Genomic DNA, 13,773 nt, shown 5'->3' on the forward strand with positions numbered 1-13,773 from the left:
TCGGAGCCAAAACGGTGCATGATTCGCGTCCTTGCCCCGCGCTGAGGCTTCCGTCGTGGCGGGATAGGCTTTGGACCAAGTGCCCGACCACCGCACACAGCAGGACGACGATCAGGCTCGAAGGGGGCTGACCGTAACGGCAGGAGCCTGGCTGGTCAGGGCGCATGGCGTTTCGCCTGGCTGCCGCCGTGCCTGCATCGCGCATCTCGGGCTGCAGCCCGGCACAGGTGTGCGCTGATCGAGGCGTTCTGGGGGCATGTGCAGGTGGCGCCTGCAGCTCGACCAGCCGGCGCAGCTGTTGGTCGATGCCGAGCCGATCATTCCCAGCGCCTGATGCGGACGACCGGTGGGCGGCTTCCCCTCTGCCGCGTCGCTGGCTAAGCTCGGGTTCCGTACACGCAGCAGAGGCTTTCCCATGTCGCAGCAACGGCCGGCCGCCGATATCGCGCGGATGATCCTTGAGGGGTTCGACGACTACCGCACGCATTTTCGCGAGATCACCAACGGTGCCCGGGCGCGCTTCGAGCAGGCGCTGTGGCAGGAGGCCCAGGCAGCCTCGGCGGCGCGCATCAATCTCTACGAGGAGAAGGTCGCCGAATGTGGCGAGCGCCTGCGCCAGGGCTTTGCCGTCGAGCAGTTGCTGGACATCGATCTGTGGCCGCTGGCCAAGAGCGCCTACATCAGCCTGATCAACCTGCGTGACGACGATGAGCTGGCCGAGACCTGGTACAACTCGATCTTCTGCAGCCTGTTCAGCCATGACCAGATCAGCGATGGCTGCATGTTCATTCACACGACCCGGCCTTCGCTGCGGGCTCAGGAGCGTACACCACAGACGCGTATCTACCACCCGCGTGGCGACCTGCAGCAGGCGCTGCGGCAGATCTTCAGCGATTACAGTTATGGCGTCGGCTTCGAGGACCTGCAACGCGATCTGGATAGCCTGGAGCAGCAGCTGCGCGCCAATCTGCCGGACTGGGTGTGCAAGGATCGGGCGCTGACCATCGAGCTGTTCGCTTCGACCCTGTACCGCAACAAGGGCGCCTATCTGGTAGGGCGCATCTACACCCCGGACGAGCAGTGGCCGCTGGTGTTCCCGTTGCTGCACCGTGAAGGGCAGGGCATCCAGATCGATACCCTGATCACCGACGAGTCGGAGGTGTCGATCATTTTCTCCTTCACCCGCTCCTACTTCATGGTGCGGGTGGATATCCCGGCGGAGTTCATCGGTTTTCTCAAGCGCATTCTGCCGGGCAAGCACATCGCCGAGCTGTACACCTCGATCGGCTTCTACAAGCACGGCAAATCGGAGTTCTACCGTGCGCTGATCAACCACCTGGCCAACACCGACGACCGCTTCATCATGGCGCCCGGCGTGCGTGGCATGGTCATGAGCGTGTTCACCCTGCCGGGCTTCAATACCGTATTCAAGATCATCAAGGATCGCTTCTCGCCATCGAAGAACGTCGACCGCAATACGGTGATCGAGAAGTACCGCCTGGTGAAAAGCGTCGACCGGGTCGGGCGCATGGCCGATACCCAGGAGTTTGCCGACTTCCGTTTCCCGTTGGCCAAGTTCGACCCTGAGTGCCTGGCCGAGCTGCTGGAGGTGGCGCCCTCCACCGTGGAGATCGAGAACGGCAATACCGTGCTGATCCGCCACTGCTGGACCGAGCGGCGCATGACGCCGCTGAATATCTACCTGGAGCACGCCAATGAGGCGCAGATCAGGGACGCGCTGGAGGACTACGGCCTGGCCATCAAACAGCTGGCGGCGGCCAACATCTTCCCCGGCGACATGCTGCTGAAGAACTTCGGCGTCACGCGGCACGGGCGCGTGGTGTTCTACGACTACGACGAGATCAGCTTTCTCACCGAGGTGAACTTCCGCCATATCCCGCCGCCGCGTTACGAGGAGGACGAGATGTCCAGCGAGCCCTGGTACTCGGTGGGGCCGAATGATGTGTTTCCCGAGGAGTTCCCGCGCTTTCTGTTCGTCGATCTCAGCCAGCGCCGCCTGTTCAGCACGCTGCATGGCGAACTCTACGACGCCGATTACTGGAAGAGCCTGCAGGAGGCGATACGGGCGGGTAAGGTCATTGACGTTTTCCCTTATCGACGCAAGGCCGACCGCATCGCCTGAGGTACGCAAGGCCCTATTTTTTGCAGGTTATTCTGTGATGGCCTTGTGCTGTATCGGTACGCATGTGCTAGACCCTAATAACTGTAGTTGTGTCACTCATCGCCACCACTCTTCCAGGGATGGTCAGCCATGCGTCAGAACCTGCCTGTTACTCAGCGCGAGCGCACCTTTACCGATGCCGAGCGCCTGATTTCCACCACCGACCTCAATAGCAAGATCACCTACGTCAACGATGCCTTCGTGGCCATCAGCGGTTTCTCGCGTGAGGAACTGGTGGGCGAGCCACACAACCTGGTTCGCCATCCCGATATGCCGCCGGGTGTATTCGGCCATATGTGGGAGACCATCAAGCAGGGCAAACCCTGGATGGGTATCGTCAAGAACCGTTGCAAGAATGGCGATCACTACTGGGTCAGTGCCTATGTCACGCCCATCTACGAGAACGGCAAGCTGGCCGGCTACGAGTCGGTACGCTCGGTGCCCAGCGAGGCGCAGAAACGCCGTGCCGAGGCGCTCTATGCACGGCTGCGAGCCGGTAAGCCGCCGGTTTCGAAGGTCGAGTACTGGACCTATGACCTGGTGCGTTCATGGCCTGTGATGCTCGCCACGCTGATCATCTTGGCGGGGGCCTTCACGCTCAGTGGTTGGCCGCTGGCGGCCCTGATCGTGCTGAGCATGTTTGCCCTGGGTTCCTTCCAGCTGTACAGCAAGCGCCAGCTGATTCGTAAAACTCTGGCCGAGCACCCCAAGGCCTTCACCAGTGCTCTGGTCGCCCTGACCTACAGTGACAACCGTGGTGCCCAGGCCCTGCTGGACATGGCCATGATCAGCGAGGAGGCGCGCCTGCAGACGGCGCTGACCCGATTGGAGGATGCGGGCGAAAACGTACGCAAGCGTGCCGCGCAATCGGCAGAGATATCCCGCTCCGGCGCCGAGATGCTGGAGCAACAGCGCAGCGAGACGGATCAATCGGCCACCGCCATCAACCAGATGGCAGCCACCATTCAGGAGGTGGCGCACAACGTGCAGAACACTTCTCACGCTGCGGAGGAAGCGGACCGCCTGGCCCAGCAAGGTCGCAGCTTGGCCGGCGGCAGCCTGCAGGCCATGCAGCAGATGGCCGGTGCAGTGCAGGAGATCGGTCAGGCGGTGAACGAGCTGGCTGCTTCGACCCAGTCCATTGGCAGCGTTGCCGACGTCATCACGTCCATCGCCGAACAGACCAACCTCCTGGCGCTCAACGCTGCCATCGAAGCGGCGCGTGCCGGCGAGCAGGGCCGCGGCTTCGCCGTGGTGGCGGACGAGGTACGCGCTCTGGCGGGGCGTACGCGCGAGTCCACCGAGCAGATTCACCAGATCATCGCCTCGCTGCGCAGTGGTGCGGACAAGGCAGTGAATACCGCTAGCAAAGGCGAGGAGATTTCCCGCGACAGCGTGCGCAGTGTCGAGGAAGTGCGCGAAGCGCTGGATGGCATCAGCCAGGCGGTGACCCGTATCACCGGCATGAGTCAGCAGATGGCAGCGGCTTCCGAGCAGCAGGCCCATGTGGCGGAGGACATCAGCCGGCAGATCACCCGTATCGCCCAGCTCTCCGACCACAGCGCCGGCCAGGCCCAGCAAGGTGTGGGCATTAGCCAGGAGCTGGAGCAGATGGCGGCTTATCTGCATAGCCTGGCGGAGCGCTTCAACCGTTAGCGCCAAGATTCTCCGCCGCCTGTGGCACACTGCGCGGCGGAGGTTCTTCACCATGCCCCGTGTTCGCTGCGAGCGTTGTTTACGCCCGCAAAGTCATTGTCTTTGCCACCTGATTCCCTGCCTGCCCAGCCGTAGCCGGGTGCTGATCCTGCAGCACCCGGACGAGGTTGGGCATGCCCTCAATACCGCGCGGTTTGCTGCTTTGGGGTTGGCGAATGCGCAGCTCGAAGTCGGCGAGACTTTTCCCGAGCTGGAACGTTGGCTCGATCCGGCCTACCGTGCCTGCCTGCTTTTTCCTGGCGATGATGCACAGACGCTGCCTCTCGGCCGCGTTGACGATGACGACAGGCCTTTGCTGCTGGTCGTGCCGGATGGCACCTGGCGCAAGGCGCGCAAGCTGCTGTATCTCAATCCACTGTTGAACCGCCTGCCCTGTGTGAGCCTGCCGCCAGGCCCAGGCTCGCGCTACCGGTTGCGCAAGGCACCGGGAGAAGGCGCGTTGGCGACCATCGAGGCGATAGTCGCGGCCCTTGAACTGCAGGAGGCGCCACAGTGCTACGACGCGCTACTGCGACCTTTCGAGGCGCTGATCGAAGGGCAGATTGCGGCGATGGGGGAGGAGATATTCCGGCGCAACCACGGCGGCTGAGGGCTTACGGTATCTGCTCCCGTATTTTTCTGCTCGATGCCGCCATGGGAGCGGCTCACCTGTGACGCCCGCAATATCTGCTTGACCTCAAGTCAACTTGAATTTGTAGCCTCAATAAACGCCTTCTCAGAGGCTTTCATAGGATCAGATTCTTGGAGTGCACGTCATGAAGAAAGTCGCCATCATCTACCACAGTGCCCATGGGCATACCGAATTCATCGCCGAACAGATTCTCGCGGGGATTGCCGCTATCCCCTCCATCCAGGGGGACCTGCTGCATGCACCGGCGCTGCTGAAAAAAACGGATGTCTTGTTGGAATATGACGGCTTCATTCTTGGCTCTCCCACCTATTTCGGTGGGGTTAGCGCGCCGTTCAAGGCTTTCATGGATGCCACCGGGCCGTTGTGGCGTCATCAGCGTCTGCGTGGACGCCTGGCCGCTGGCTTCAGCGTTTCGTCACTCGCATCCGGCGACAAGCAGTCCACCTTGATGTCGCTGTTTGTCTTCGCTATGCAGCATGGCCTGATCTGGGTGGGTAACCCGATTCTCCCCGAGCAGCTCAATGGCATTCCCGAAGACGAGGCGGCTAATCGCCTGGGTTCCTGGTCCGGGCTGATGGCGCAGGCCGAGAAAGCCTCGCCTGGCCACGCTTTTGTGCCGGGAGATATCAAGGCGGCCCAACTGTTTGGTACGACCTTCGCGCACACGCTGCTGCGCATGCAAGACACCGCAGACCACAAAGGCGAGGAGGTGGCGTGATGATTCCTACCAGATTCTCGCCTTTGCTGTTTGCCCTGATTCTTTCCGGGCTCATGTCGCTGCTGGTCTCTGCCGTGTCCACGTTGCGCGTACTGGGCGCAGGGCCGGGCTTCGTCGAGGCCTGGTTGAGCGCCTGGCTGGCGGCATGGCTGTTCGCGTTTCCGACTGTGTTGCTGGTTGCCCCGCTGACGCGTCGTCTAGTCGGTCTGCTGACCTGCGAGGAGCACGCTGCCGCTAACGCTCGCGCAGTGCCTCCGAGCGAGCCTTGAGCACCGGCTTGAGCAGATAGTCGAGCACGCTCTTCTCGCCGGTGACGATGTCCACGGTGGCCACCATGCCCGGAATGATCAGGAGTGGGTGTTCGCTAGTGCCCAGATGGCTTTTATCGGTACGTACCTGGATCAGGTAGAAGCTGTTGCCTTCCTCATCCGTGATGGTGTCGGCGCTGATCAGTTCCAGCTTGGCCTTGAGCCCACCGTAGATGGTGAAGTCGTAGGCGGTGAACTTGACCATGGCCTTCTGCCCGGGATGCAGGAAGGCGATGTCCTGAGGGCGCACGCGGGCTTCGATCAGCAGGTTGTCTTCCAGCGGCACAACTTCGACCATCGGGTCGCCGGGTTGTACCACGCCGCCGATGGTGTTGACCTTGAGCAGTTTGATCACTCCATTCACGGGCGAGACGACGGTGGTGCGGCTGACCCGGTCTTGAATGGCTACGCTCGTGGAGGTGATTTTTTTCAGCTCGGTACGAACTTCGTTGAGCTCTTTCAACGCCTCGGTGCGGAAGTTCAGGGCAGACTCGTTGAGTTTGCTCTCGATTTCCTGCATCGCCGCTTCAGCGCGGGGGATAGCCAGGTTTGTGGCCTCCAGCGAACCACGCATTTCCACTGCGCTGCGGCGCAGGCGCAGGATTTCGACCGCGGAGATGGCGCCGGACTCTACCAGTGGTTGTGACATGTTCAGTTCCTGCTGAACCAGGCCGAGGCTGGAGCGGTACTGCTGGGCCTTGGCGCGAAACTCGGCCAGCTCCTGGGTCTTCTGTCTCAGTTGCTCCTTGAGGGTGTTCTGCTCGCTTTCCAGACGCCGCTGGCGTGAGCTGTACAAGGCCATTTCGTCTTCAGCCAATTGCGGCGCCTGCTCGATCAGCTCCTGCGCAAGTGAGAGCGGAATACCTTCGGCCTCTGCGCTCAGGCGAGCGACTCTGGCCTCCAGAGCCAGGCGGTCAGCTTCGGTTTCGCCTTTGTTGGATATGAACCGAGTGGCATCCAGGCGCAGCAACACATCCCCCTTGTTCACTACCTGGCCTTCACGCACGAAGATTTCGGTGACGATACCGCCCTCCAGGTTCTGGATGACTTGCACCTTGCTGGAGGGAATCGCCTTGCCTTCGCCAGTGGTGACTTCTTCAAGCACCGCGAACTTGGCCCAGATCAGCGCCACTACCAGACAGATGCAGACTGTCCAGACGGTGGCGCGTGCCAGCCATGGAGAGTCCTCCTGCATCACGCCGTCCACTTCCGGCATGAACTCCGTGTCCGGCTTCTGCTTGCCCAGGCTGGAAAAATAGTCGCGCAGGGACTGGCTCATATCCATGGTTTCGTCTCCCGGCTAGACCGCCGCAGGGCCAACGCGGCCCTTGCGCAACGCATCGATGACAGCCTCTTTAGGCCCGTCGGCGACCACGTGGCCGTAGTCCAGCACAATCAGGCGGTCGACCAGGCTGAGCATCGAGTTGCGATGGGTAATGAGCAGCAGGGTTTTGCCTTGCGTCCAGTTGTGCAACTTGAGGCGAAGGGTATCTTCGCTGGAGTTGTCCATCGCGCTGGTAGGCTCGTCGAGCAATAGGATCGGTGGGTCCAGCAGCATGGCACGGGCTAGCAGTACGGCCTGACGCTGGCCTCCGGAGAGCAGCTGGCCGCGCTCCCCCACAGGCCTGTCGAAGCCCTGGGGATGCTGCCTGGCCAGATCAGAGACGCCACAAAGGTCAGCCACTTCGAGCATGCGCGCATCGCTGACATAGCGAGCACCCAGGGTGAGGTTGTCGCGCAGGCTGCCGGCCAACAGGGGAAGATCATGGGCTACATAGCCGATCTGGTGGCGTAGGTCGGCGACATCGAGTTGGCGTAGGTCGAGCCCGTCGAGCAGGATCTGGCCTTCACTGGGTTCGTAGAAGTTCATGATCATGCGTGCGAGGCTGCTCTTGCCTGAGCCGCTACGGCCAATAATCCCAACCCGTTCCCCAGGTTTGATGTGCAGGCTGATCTTGTTGAGTGCCGGTGTGCTCTGGCCGGGGTAGCTGAAGCTCATCTGCCGGATGTCCAGTGCGCCTTTGAGGCGTGTGCGTTCCAGCGGACGCTGCTTGGCGTCGCGCTCCTGCGGCAGGGTCATCAGGGCGTCGGTACTGGTCATGGTCAGGCGCGCCTGCTGGTAGCGGGTGATCAGCCCGGCGATCTGCCCCAGAGGCGCGAGCACACGGCTGCCAAGCATGTAGCAGGCCACCAGCGCGCCAACGCTGAGCTGACCGGAAATGATGATGTAGACCCCTGCGACTATGGTGGCCATGCCGGCGAACTGCTGAAAGAACATGGTGCCGTTAGTGGCCAGCGAGGCCAGAAAGCGTGCGTGGCTATCCAGGCGGGTGAGGGCGCCGTGGGTCTTTTCCCAGCGGTGTTGGCGCTCGCTCTCGGCGCTGCAGGCTTTAAGGGTTTCCAGTCCGCCGAGGGTTTCGATCAGCAGGGCTTGGCGTTCTGCGCCAAGGGCCAGGCTTTTTTGCACAGTGTCGCGCAGGCGGGCCTGGATGATCAGAGCAAAGATGGCGGTGATAGGAAACGCCAGCAGGGGAATGACGACCAGCCAGCCACCGAGGAGGCCGATGACCAGAATCATCAGTAACGAGAAGGGCAGGTCGATCAGACTGGTCAGGGTAACCGCGGTGAGAAACTCACGTAGCCCCTGGAAGTCATGGATGCTCTGGGCAAAGCCGCCGACCGTGGCCGGACGCGCCTTCATCGACATGCCGGTGATGCGCTCGAACAGCGTGGCGGACAGCACTACATCGGTTTTCTTGCCGGCCACATCCAGCAGGTAAGCGCGCAAGACCCTCAATAGCAGCTCGAAGCCAGTGCCGATGAACAGCCCGATGGCCAGCACCCAGAGGGTGGCAGTGGCCTGATTGGGCACCACCCGATCGTAGGTCTGCATCACGAACAGCGGCACCATCAGGCCTAGCAGGTTGATCAGCAGGCTGGCGAGTACGGCATCGGTATACAGCCAGCGCGACAGCTTCAGGGTGTCGCGGAACCAGGCTTCGACCCTGGGGACTAGCGGGGTTCTGACTTCTTCCAGCTCATGGCGCGGTTTGGCGAAAAAGGCCTGGCCGCTGTATTCCTCTGCCAAGTGTTCGCGGCTGACCCACTGCTCGCCCCCTTCAGCCTCGCAGGGCAGAATCAAGAGCTGGTTCTTCGCGCCCATCTTGCTCAATACGGCGCTGCGACCATCTTTCAATAGCAGCAATACCGGCAGATTGAGAGGCGAGATAGCGCTCAGCTCGCGCCGCAGAATGCGCCCCTGCAGGCCGGCGCGCGCGGCAGCGCGAGGCAATAGATCCGGGCTTAAGCGCTGCTCTGGCAGCGGCAGCCCTGCCGTGAGGCTGGCCCTGCTGGCAGGGCAGTCATGCAGGGTGCAGAGTATCAATAGGCCATCGAGCAGGGGGTCATCGTGACTCTGCCGCTGGTCATCGGACGGTCTCCGTTCCATGGTAGTCAAATGCACGACTCCTGAGAGGCTACCCGGCGTAGGCCGGGCAGCTTCTTCGCCGGGATTACTTCATTTCCGGCAGGCGGGCCTCGCTCTTCACTTCAGTGAGGGCTACAGCTTCGGCCGGTAACACGATGTTCTGCTTGCTCAGCAAGCTGCCCATTGCGGACAGCAGGCGGTACATCGAGAACTCCTCGGTGTAACGCACCTCGACATAGCGGCGGTTGGCGGTGAAGAGTTCGTTTTCACTGTCCAACAAGTCGAGCAGGGTGCGCTGGCCAAGGCCGAATTGTTGCTGATAGGCCTCGCGCGAGCGTGCGCTGTAGTCGGCGTAGTCGCGGGCCTTATCGGTTTGCTTGCGGGCGTTTTCCATCGCGTTCCAAGCCAGCATCAGGTTCTCGTTGAGTACCCGCAGGGCATTGTTGCGAATGTCCATGGACTGATTGATCTGGTGTGCTGCCGATTGCAGGCGGGCCTTGTCACGCATGCCGTTGAACAGGTTGTAGTTCATCACCACCGCAGCGCGCCAGGTGTTGTAGTGCCCCTCATCGCCCTGGACGTTGTCATCGGCGGTGGTCGCCAACTCAAGGTCGAAGCGTGGGTAGAAAGGGGCCTTGGCTACTTCGTATTGCTTCTCGGCGGCATACACGTCGGCCTGAGCCGACTTGAGGTAGGGGTTGTTGTCCATGACCCCCTGGCGTGCTGCAGCCAGATCCTCTGGGATTTCACCTTTAATGCTGGCCGGTGTTTCCAACTCATCGGGCATGCGCCCGGTGGCACTGAAGAAGTTGGCCTCGGCATCGGCCAGGTTGACCTGTTCCGTGTAGAGGTTGTTCTCGGCCAGGGCCAGACGGGCTTTGGATTGGTCAAGATCGGCGTTGCTACCCACACCCTGTTCACTGCGCAGGCCAATCTGGTCATTGACCCTCAGGTGTGCCTGCAGGTTGTTCTCGGCCAGGGCCACCATTTCACGGCGTTTGAGTACGTCCAGGTAAACCTCGACGGTGCGCAGTGCAAGGCTTTCGGAGGTGCCTTGCACGTAGTAGGCGCGGGAGTCGACCACTGATTTGGTGCGTGCGACTTCGTTGGGTGTGTTGAAACCGTCGAACAGCATCTGCCGTAGACGCAGTTCGGCGTCGCGATAATTCAGGGTTTCCTTGTTGTGATCGCCGAGCGCGCGCGTGCTGGGGCTGTCTGTCTGCTCACGGCCATAGCCAGCCAGCAGATCGACGGTCGGCAGGTAGCCACCCTTGGCGACTTTCACGTCCTCGTCCGCGGACAGGCGATCATTCATGCTGGCGTGTAGCTCGGGGTGATTGTCGATGGTGCTTTGAATGGCTTCCGACAGAGTCATTGCCTGGGCCTGGCTGCAGGCAATGGCCAGCAGAATGCTGCTGCATAGCGGTGTTAGAGCGCGCATTGGATTTCTCCTTTATTTATATGCTCTGTTCCTGTCGCCAAAAAAATGGCGATTCTTGCCCGCGTTGGCTGAGCGGACTCTTACCATCACAGCTAAGAACATCCATAAGCGTAGCTAAGAAAAAATTGGCACAACGTTTATGAGAAATAAGTCTTATGCAGACTGTGAGAACGGGCACATTGTTTTCTCTGTAAGCCGCGAAAAACGGGCTTTTTAAGCCATTTCGCAGTTAGTGCAGATGGTCAAACAAGATTTTGAGAATAAGGGGCGGGGATGTAGCTGGTTGAGTTGTTCGGTGCTGTAAGGGCGACACTTTTTTGTCGCATTGAAAAGTGTGTAATCGCGCCGTCTAATTTCTCAGCGTTTTCTTCGCACGTAATCCCCGGTTCGAAAGGTGGTTTGGCCCTTTTGAAACGTGTCGGCGGTGGTCGGCAGTTGTAGTGCGGAGGAAGGAATCATGGCTACTTTGATTGGTGTCGTCAGTCAGGTTGTCGGCGAGGTCTTTGCGGTAGCAGGCGATGGAACGCGCCGGCCGCTGGTTGAAGGTGATCGCGTCTACGCAGGTGAACAACTGGTAACCGGTGCCAGTGGTGCAGTTGCGATTGCCCTGAGCAATGGTCAAACGCTGACGTTGGGCCGCGACAGCAGCATGGGCCTCAATGAGCAGATGCTTGCCGGTACCGATGCCTCCAATACGGCATCCGCCCAGGATCAGGCGCCGCCTGCCCCTTCCGAATCCGACCTTACTGATATCGAGCAATTGCAGGCCGCCATTGAGGCAGGCGTCGACCCGACGCTGGAGGGTGAGGCAACCGCTGCAGGGCCCGGCGCTGGCGGAGCGGGTGGTGCAGGCGGCGTTGGCGGCGGGCACAGTTTCGTACTGCTGGGTGAGGTCGGGGGCGCTCTCGACCCGGTGATTGGTTTTCCGACTGCGGGCTTGAACACCGGGCCTAATTTTCCTGACCCTGAACCCATCGTATTCGATGATCCCGTACTGCCTGATTTCACCCCGGAAATTGAAGTTGAGTATGAGGATGCCAGTGGCACGATCACGACCGGCCCGGCCATTGTCGATGAAGAGGGGTTGGCGAACGGAAACAATCCTGGCAGCAATGCTGAGCAGGCGTCCGGGAGCCTGGTGATCAACTCTCCTGATGGCGTTTCTGCCATCGAGATTCAGGATGCCAACGGCGTGTGGGTCAACGTCACCGGTGGCGGCGTGGTGCAGGGGCTTTACGGCACCCTCACCGTCGATGCGGCCGGCAACTGGGTCTATACCCTGACCAGCAATACCCTCAATCACAGCAACCCCAACGCAACCGGCGCTGGGGATCAGGTCGGCGAGAGCTTCCTGGTGCGCATGTTTGACCTGGATGGCGATGTTTCGCCGACGGTCTCTCTGGATGTGTTGGTCAATGACGATGGCCCGAGTCTTTCGCTGGCCGTCAATGCAGAGGCTGCCGCCGAGGCCCTACAGGTAGAGCTGGATGAGACTGTTGGCGGCGCGGACCGCTATGCCGCCAACGATGCCGACGATGGCTACAGCAGTGATGATGTACCGGGCGCTCTGGCACAGGCCACGACAGCGGTCGCGGGTGGTTTGGCGGCACTATTTTCTATCGGTGGCAGCTTCGGTGCAGATGGCGCTGGAAGCACGGTAGGAGTGTTTAGCTTTGCCGGTGTGCCTCAGGCTGGCTTGGCGACCAATCTCAGCTCGACCGCTGGCGGTGCCATCACCCTGTTCCTGGAGGGTGGCATTCTGGTCGGCCGCGATGCCAATGGTGGCGATCCGGTGCTGACAATCGAGATCATCAATACCGGCACACCGAATGCCCCGGTCTATCAGGTGCAGACCACGCTGTTCGAGGCGCTGGAGCACGGCAATAACAACGACGTTTTCGATGAAACCGTCAACCTGCTGATTACCGATGGCGGTTCTCTTGCGTTGCAGTATGCCGTGACCCGTACAGACGGCGATGGAGACTCCGTTAGTCAGACCCAATCGATTGTGTTGGCGAATGGTGAAACTTCCTCGTTTAGCTTCGACGATGACGGCCCCACCTTGGCGGTTCGTGCAGACGTTTCGCGTGAAGAGCTGCTGGCTCTGCAGGTCAATGTGGATGAGACCGAAGGTGAGGAGCGTCTAGCCGTTGGCGAAATCGACAGTGATGGCAACACCGATGATGCCGGCCCGGGGCTTGGTCAAGTCACCACGAATGTATCTGGTGGTCTGGTTAGTCTGTTTGCCATCGCCAGCTCGAGCTATGGCTCGGACGGTCTCGGCTCTACCACTGGTAGCTTCAGCTTTACTGGTTTTCCAGACAGTGGCGAACTGGCCACAACCTTGATGGCGATTGATGGTGGCTCGATCTCCCTGGAACGCGTTAGCGATACCTTGCTGCGTGGCTTGGATGAAGACAGTCAGACGGTATTTACCATCGAGATTGTTGATGTGGGCACACCGGGTAATCCGGTCTACCAATTGCAGACGACGCTGTATGAGCCGCTGGTGCATGGCAATAATGCCCTGCACGACGAAGCTGTGAGCTTGCTGCTGGCTGAAAATGGTGCCGTACAGTTGCAGTACAGCGTGACGGTCGAGGATGCCGATGGCGATACGGTGACCCGTTCGGCCACGGTTGACCTGATTAGCCGTAGTTCGGATGGTGAAGAAGTTATTCAGGACAGCGTCTTTAGCTTTGACGATGATGGTCCGGCGGTGACCAGCTTTGGTTTCAAAACCCAAGACATCAAGTTGTTCGTGGATGAATCGGTAGGCACTACCGGTTCAGTCAAGGATGAGGATGCAGGCCAGGCGACCAACAACGATGAAACGGCAGTTGGTGCACCGGTGGGTGCACTGGGCTACGCCACGATCAGTGGCGCAAACCTGTTCAGCCTGGTGGTCGATGCCGGTCAGGACCTGCAAGACACCAGCAAGACCAAGTACGAGCTGACTCTGACCCTGGCGCAGGGTGCGACCGATGTGGACTCGGGGCTGGATGCCACCGCGGGTGGCGACATCATGCTGTCGAAAGAGGCCGGCACGGGCGACATTCTTGGTATCGCCAATGGCGTCACCGTGTTCCGTATCCATATGGATGGCAGCACAGGCGACTTGAGCCTGACGCAGTACAAGGCGATCAAGCACACCGACGTCAATAACAACCACGACTTCCTGGCGCAAATCAGTGCCGGTCTGGTGGGTGCCAAGGTCACGGTATACGACAAGGATGGTGACTCGGCCACGTCCGGCACCCTGGATCTGGGCTCTGTGCTGGGCTTCGAAGATGACGGTCCGGCGGTGACCAGCTTTGGTTTCAAAACCCAAGACATCAAGTTGTTCGTGG

The 13,773-nt window shown here is 60.5% G+C and carries 9 protein-coding genes; 6 read left to right on the forward strand and 3 right to left on the reverse strand.

Annotated elements, in window-relative coordinates; translation table 11 throughout:
- Positions 1-415: 415 nt before the first annotated feature.
- The 5 genes from aceK (at position 416) to P7A97_RS12070 (ending at position 5,516) form a co-directional block, all read left to right on the forward strand.
- On the forward strand, positions 416-2,143 hold the full coding sequence (gene aceK / locus P7A97_RS12050) for a bifunctional isocitrate dehydrogenase kinase/phosphatase (protein WP_277690189.1): 1,728 nt from the start codon (positions 416-418) through the stop codon (positions 2,141-2,143).
- Between the two features lie 129 nt (positions 2,144-2,272).
- Positions 2,273-3,838, forward strand: coding sequence for a PAS domain-containing methyl-accepting chemotaxis protein (locus P7A97_RS12055; protein WP_277690190.1), 1,566 nt, complete (start codon positions 2,273-2,275; stop codon positions 3,836-3,838).
- Between the two features lie 52 nt (positions 3,839-3,890).
- The gene (locus P7A97_RS12060; protein ID WP_277690191.1) at positions 3,891-4,487 is read left to right on the forward strand and encodes a DTW domain-containing protein; all 597 of its coding nucleotides are present in this window, start codon (positions 3,891-3,893) and stop codon (positions 4,485-4,487) included.
- A 166-nt stretch (positions 4,488-4,653) separates the two neighbouring features.
- Positions 4,654-5,247, forward strand: coding sequence for a flavodoxin family protein (locus tag P7A97_RS12065; protein WP_277690192.1), 594 nt, complete (start codon positions 4,654-4,656; stop codon positions 5,245-5,247).
- Positions 5,247-5,516 carry a DUF2798 domain-containing protein gene (locus tag P7A97_RS12070; protein ID WP_277690193.1) on the forward strand — a complete coding sequence of 90 codons (270 nt, stop codon included), beginning with the start codon at positions 5,247-5,249 and terminating at the stop codon, positions 5,514-5,516. The genes P7A97_RS12065 and P7A97_RS12070 overlap by 1 nt, the downstream gene beginning before the upstream one ends.
- Here the strand turns inward: P7A97_RS12070 and P7A97_RS12075 are convergent.
- The 3 genes from P7A97_RS12075 to P7A97_RS12085 form a co-directional block, all read right to left on the reverse strand.
- On the reverse strand, positions 5,482-6,840 hold the full coding sequence (locus P7A97_RS12075; protein WP_277690194.1) for an HlyD family type I secretion periplasmic adaptor subunit: 1,359 nt from the start codon (positions 6,838-6,840) through the stop codon (positions 5,482-5,484). The genes P7A97_RS12070 and P7A97_RS12075 overlap by 35 nt on opposite strands.
- Positions 6,841-6,855: 15 nt before the next feature.
- Complete coding sequence (locus P7A97_RS12080) at positions 6,856-9,003, reverse strand: type I secretion system permease/ATPase (protein ID WP_277690205.1); 2,148 nt, start codon at positions 9,001-9,003, stop codon at positions 6,856-6,858.
- A gap of 64 nt (positions 9,004-9,067) precedes the next feature.
- Positions 9,068-10,423, reverse strand: a complete 1,356-nt coding sequence (locus P7A97_RS12085; RefSeq protein WP_277690196.1) for a TolC family outer membrane protein — start codon at positions 10,421-10,423, stop codon at positions 9,068-9,070.
- 457 nt (positions 10,424-10,880) lie between these two features.
- Between P7A97_RS12085 and P7A97_RS12090 the strand changes: the two genes are divergently transcribed.
- A partial coding sequence (locus P7A97_RS12090; RefSeq protein ID WP_277690197.1) for a retention module-containing protein occupies positions 10,881-13,773 on the forward strand: 2,893 nt, incomplete at its 3' end.

Origin of the sequence: Pseudomonas sp. GOM6 (assembly GCF_029537485.1) — a bacterium.
Classification (GTDB): domain Bacteria; phylum Pseudomonadota; class Gammaproteobacteria; order Pseudomonadales; family Pseudomonadaceae; genus Aquipseudomonas.

Excerpts from the sequence above, each read along its gene's own strand:
- P7A97_RS12055 (WP_277690190.1), top strand. The coding sequence starts at position 2,273 with ATGCGTCAGAACCTGCCTGTTACTCAGCGCGAGCGCACCTTTACCGAT.
- P7A97_RS12080 (WP_277690205.1), bottom strand. The coding sequence starts at position 9,003 with ATGGAACGGAGACCGTCCGATGACCAGCGGCAGAGTCACGATGACCCC.
- P7A97_RS12065 (WP_277690192.1), top strand. The coding sequence starts at position 4,654 with ATGAAGAAAGTCGCCATCATCTACCACAGTGCCCATGGGCATACCGAA.
- aceK (WP_277690189.1), top strand. The coding sequence starts at position 416 with ATGTCGCAGCAACGGCCGGCCGCCGATATCGCGCGGATGATCCTTGAG.
- P7A97_RS12075 (WP_277690194.1), bottom strand. The coding sequence starts at position 6,840 with ATGGATATGAGCCAGTCCCTGCGCGACTATTTTTCCAGCCTGGGCAAG.
- P7A97_RS12060 (WP_277690191.1), top strand. The coding sequence starts at position 3,891 with ATGCCCCGTGTTCGCTGCGAGCGTTGTTTACGCCCGCAAAGTCATTGT.
- P7A97_RS12085 (WP_277690196.1), bottom strand. The coding sequence starts at position 10,423 with ATGCGCGCTCTAACACCGCTATGCAGCAGCATTCTGCTGGCCATTGCC.
- P7A97_RS12070 (WP_277690193.1), top strand. The coding sequence starts at position 5,247 with ATGATTCCTACCAGATTCTCGCCTTTGCTGTTTGCCCTGATTCTTTCC.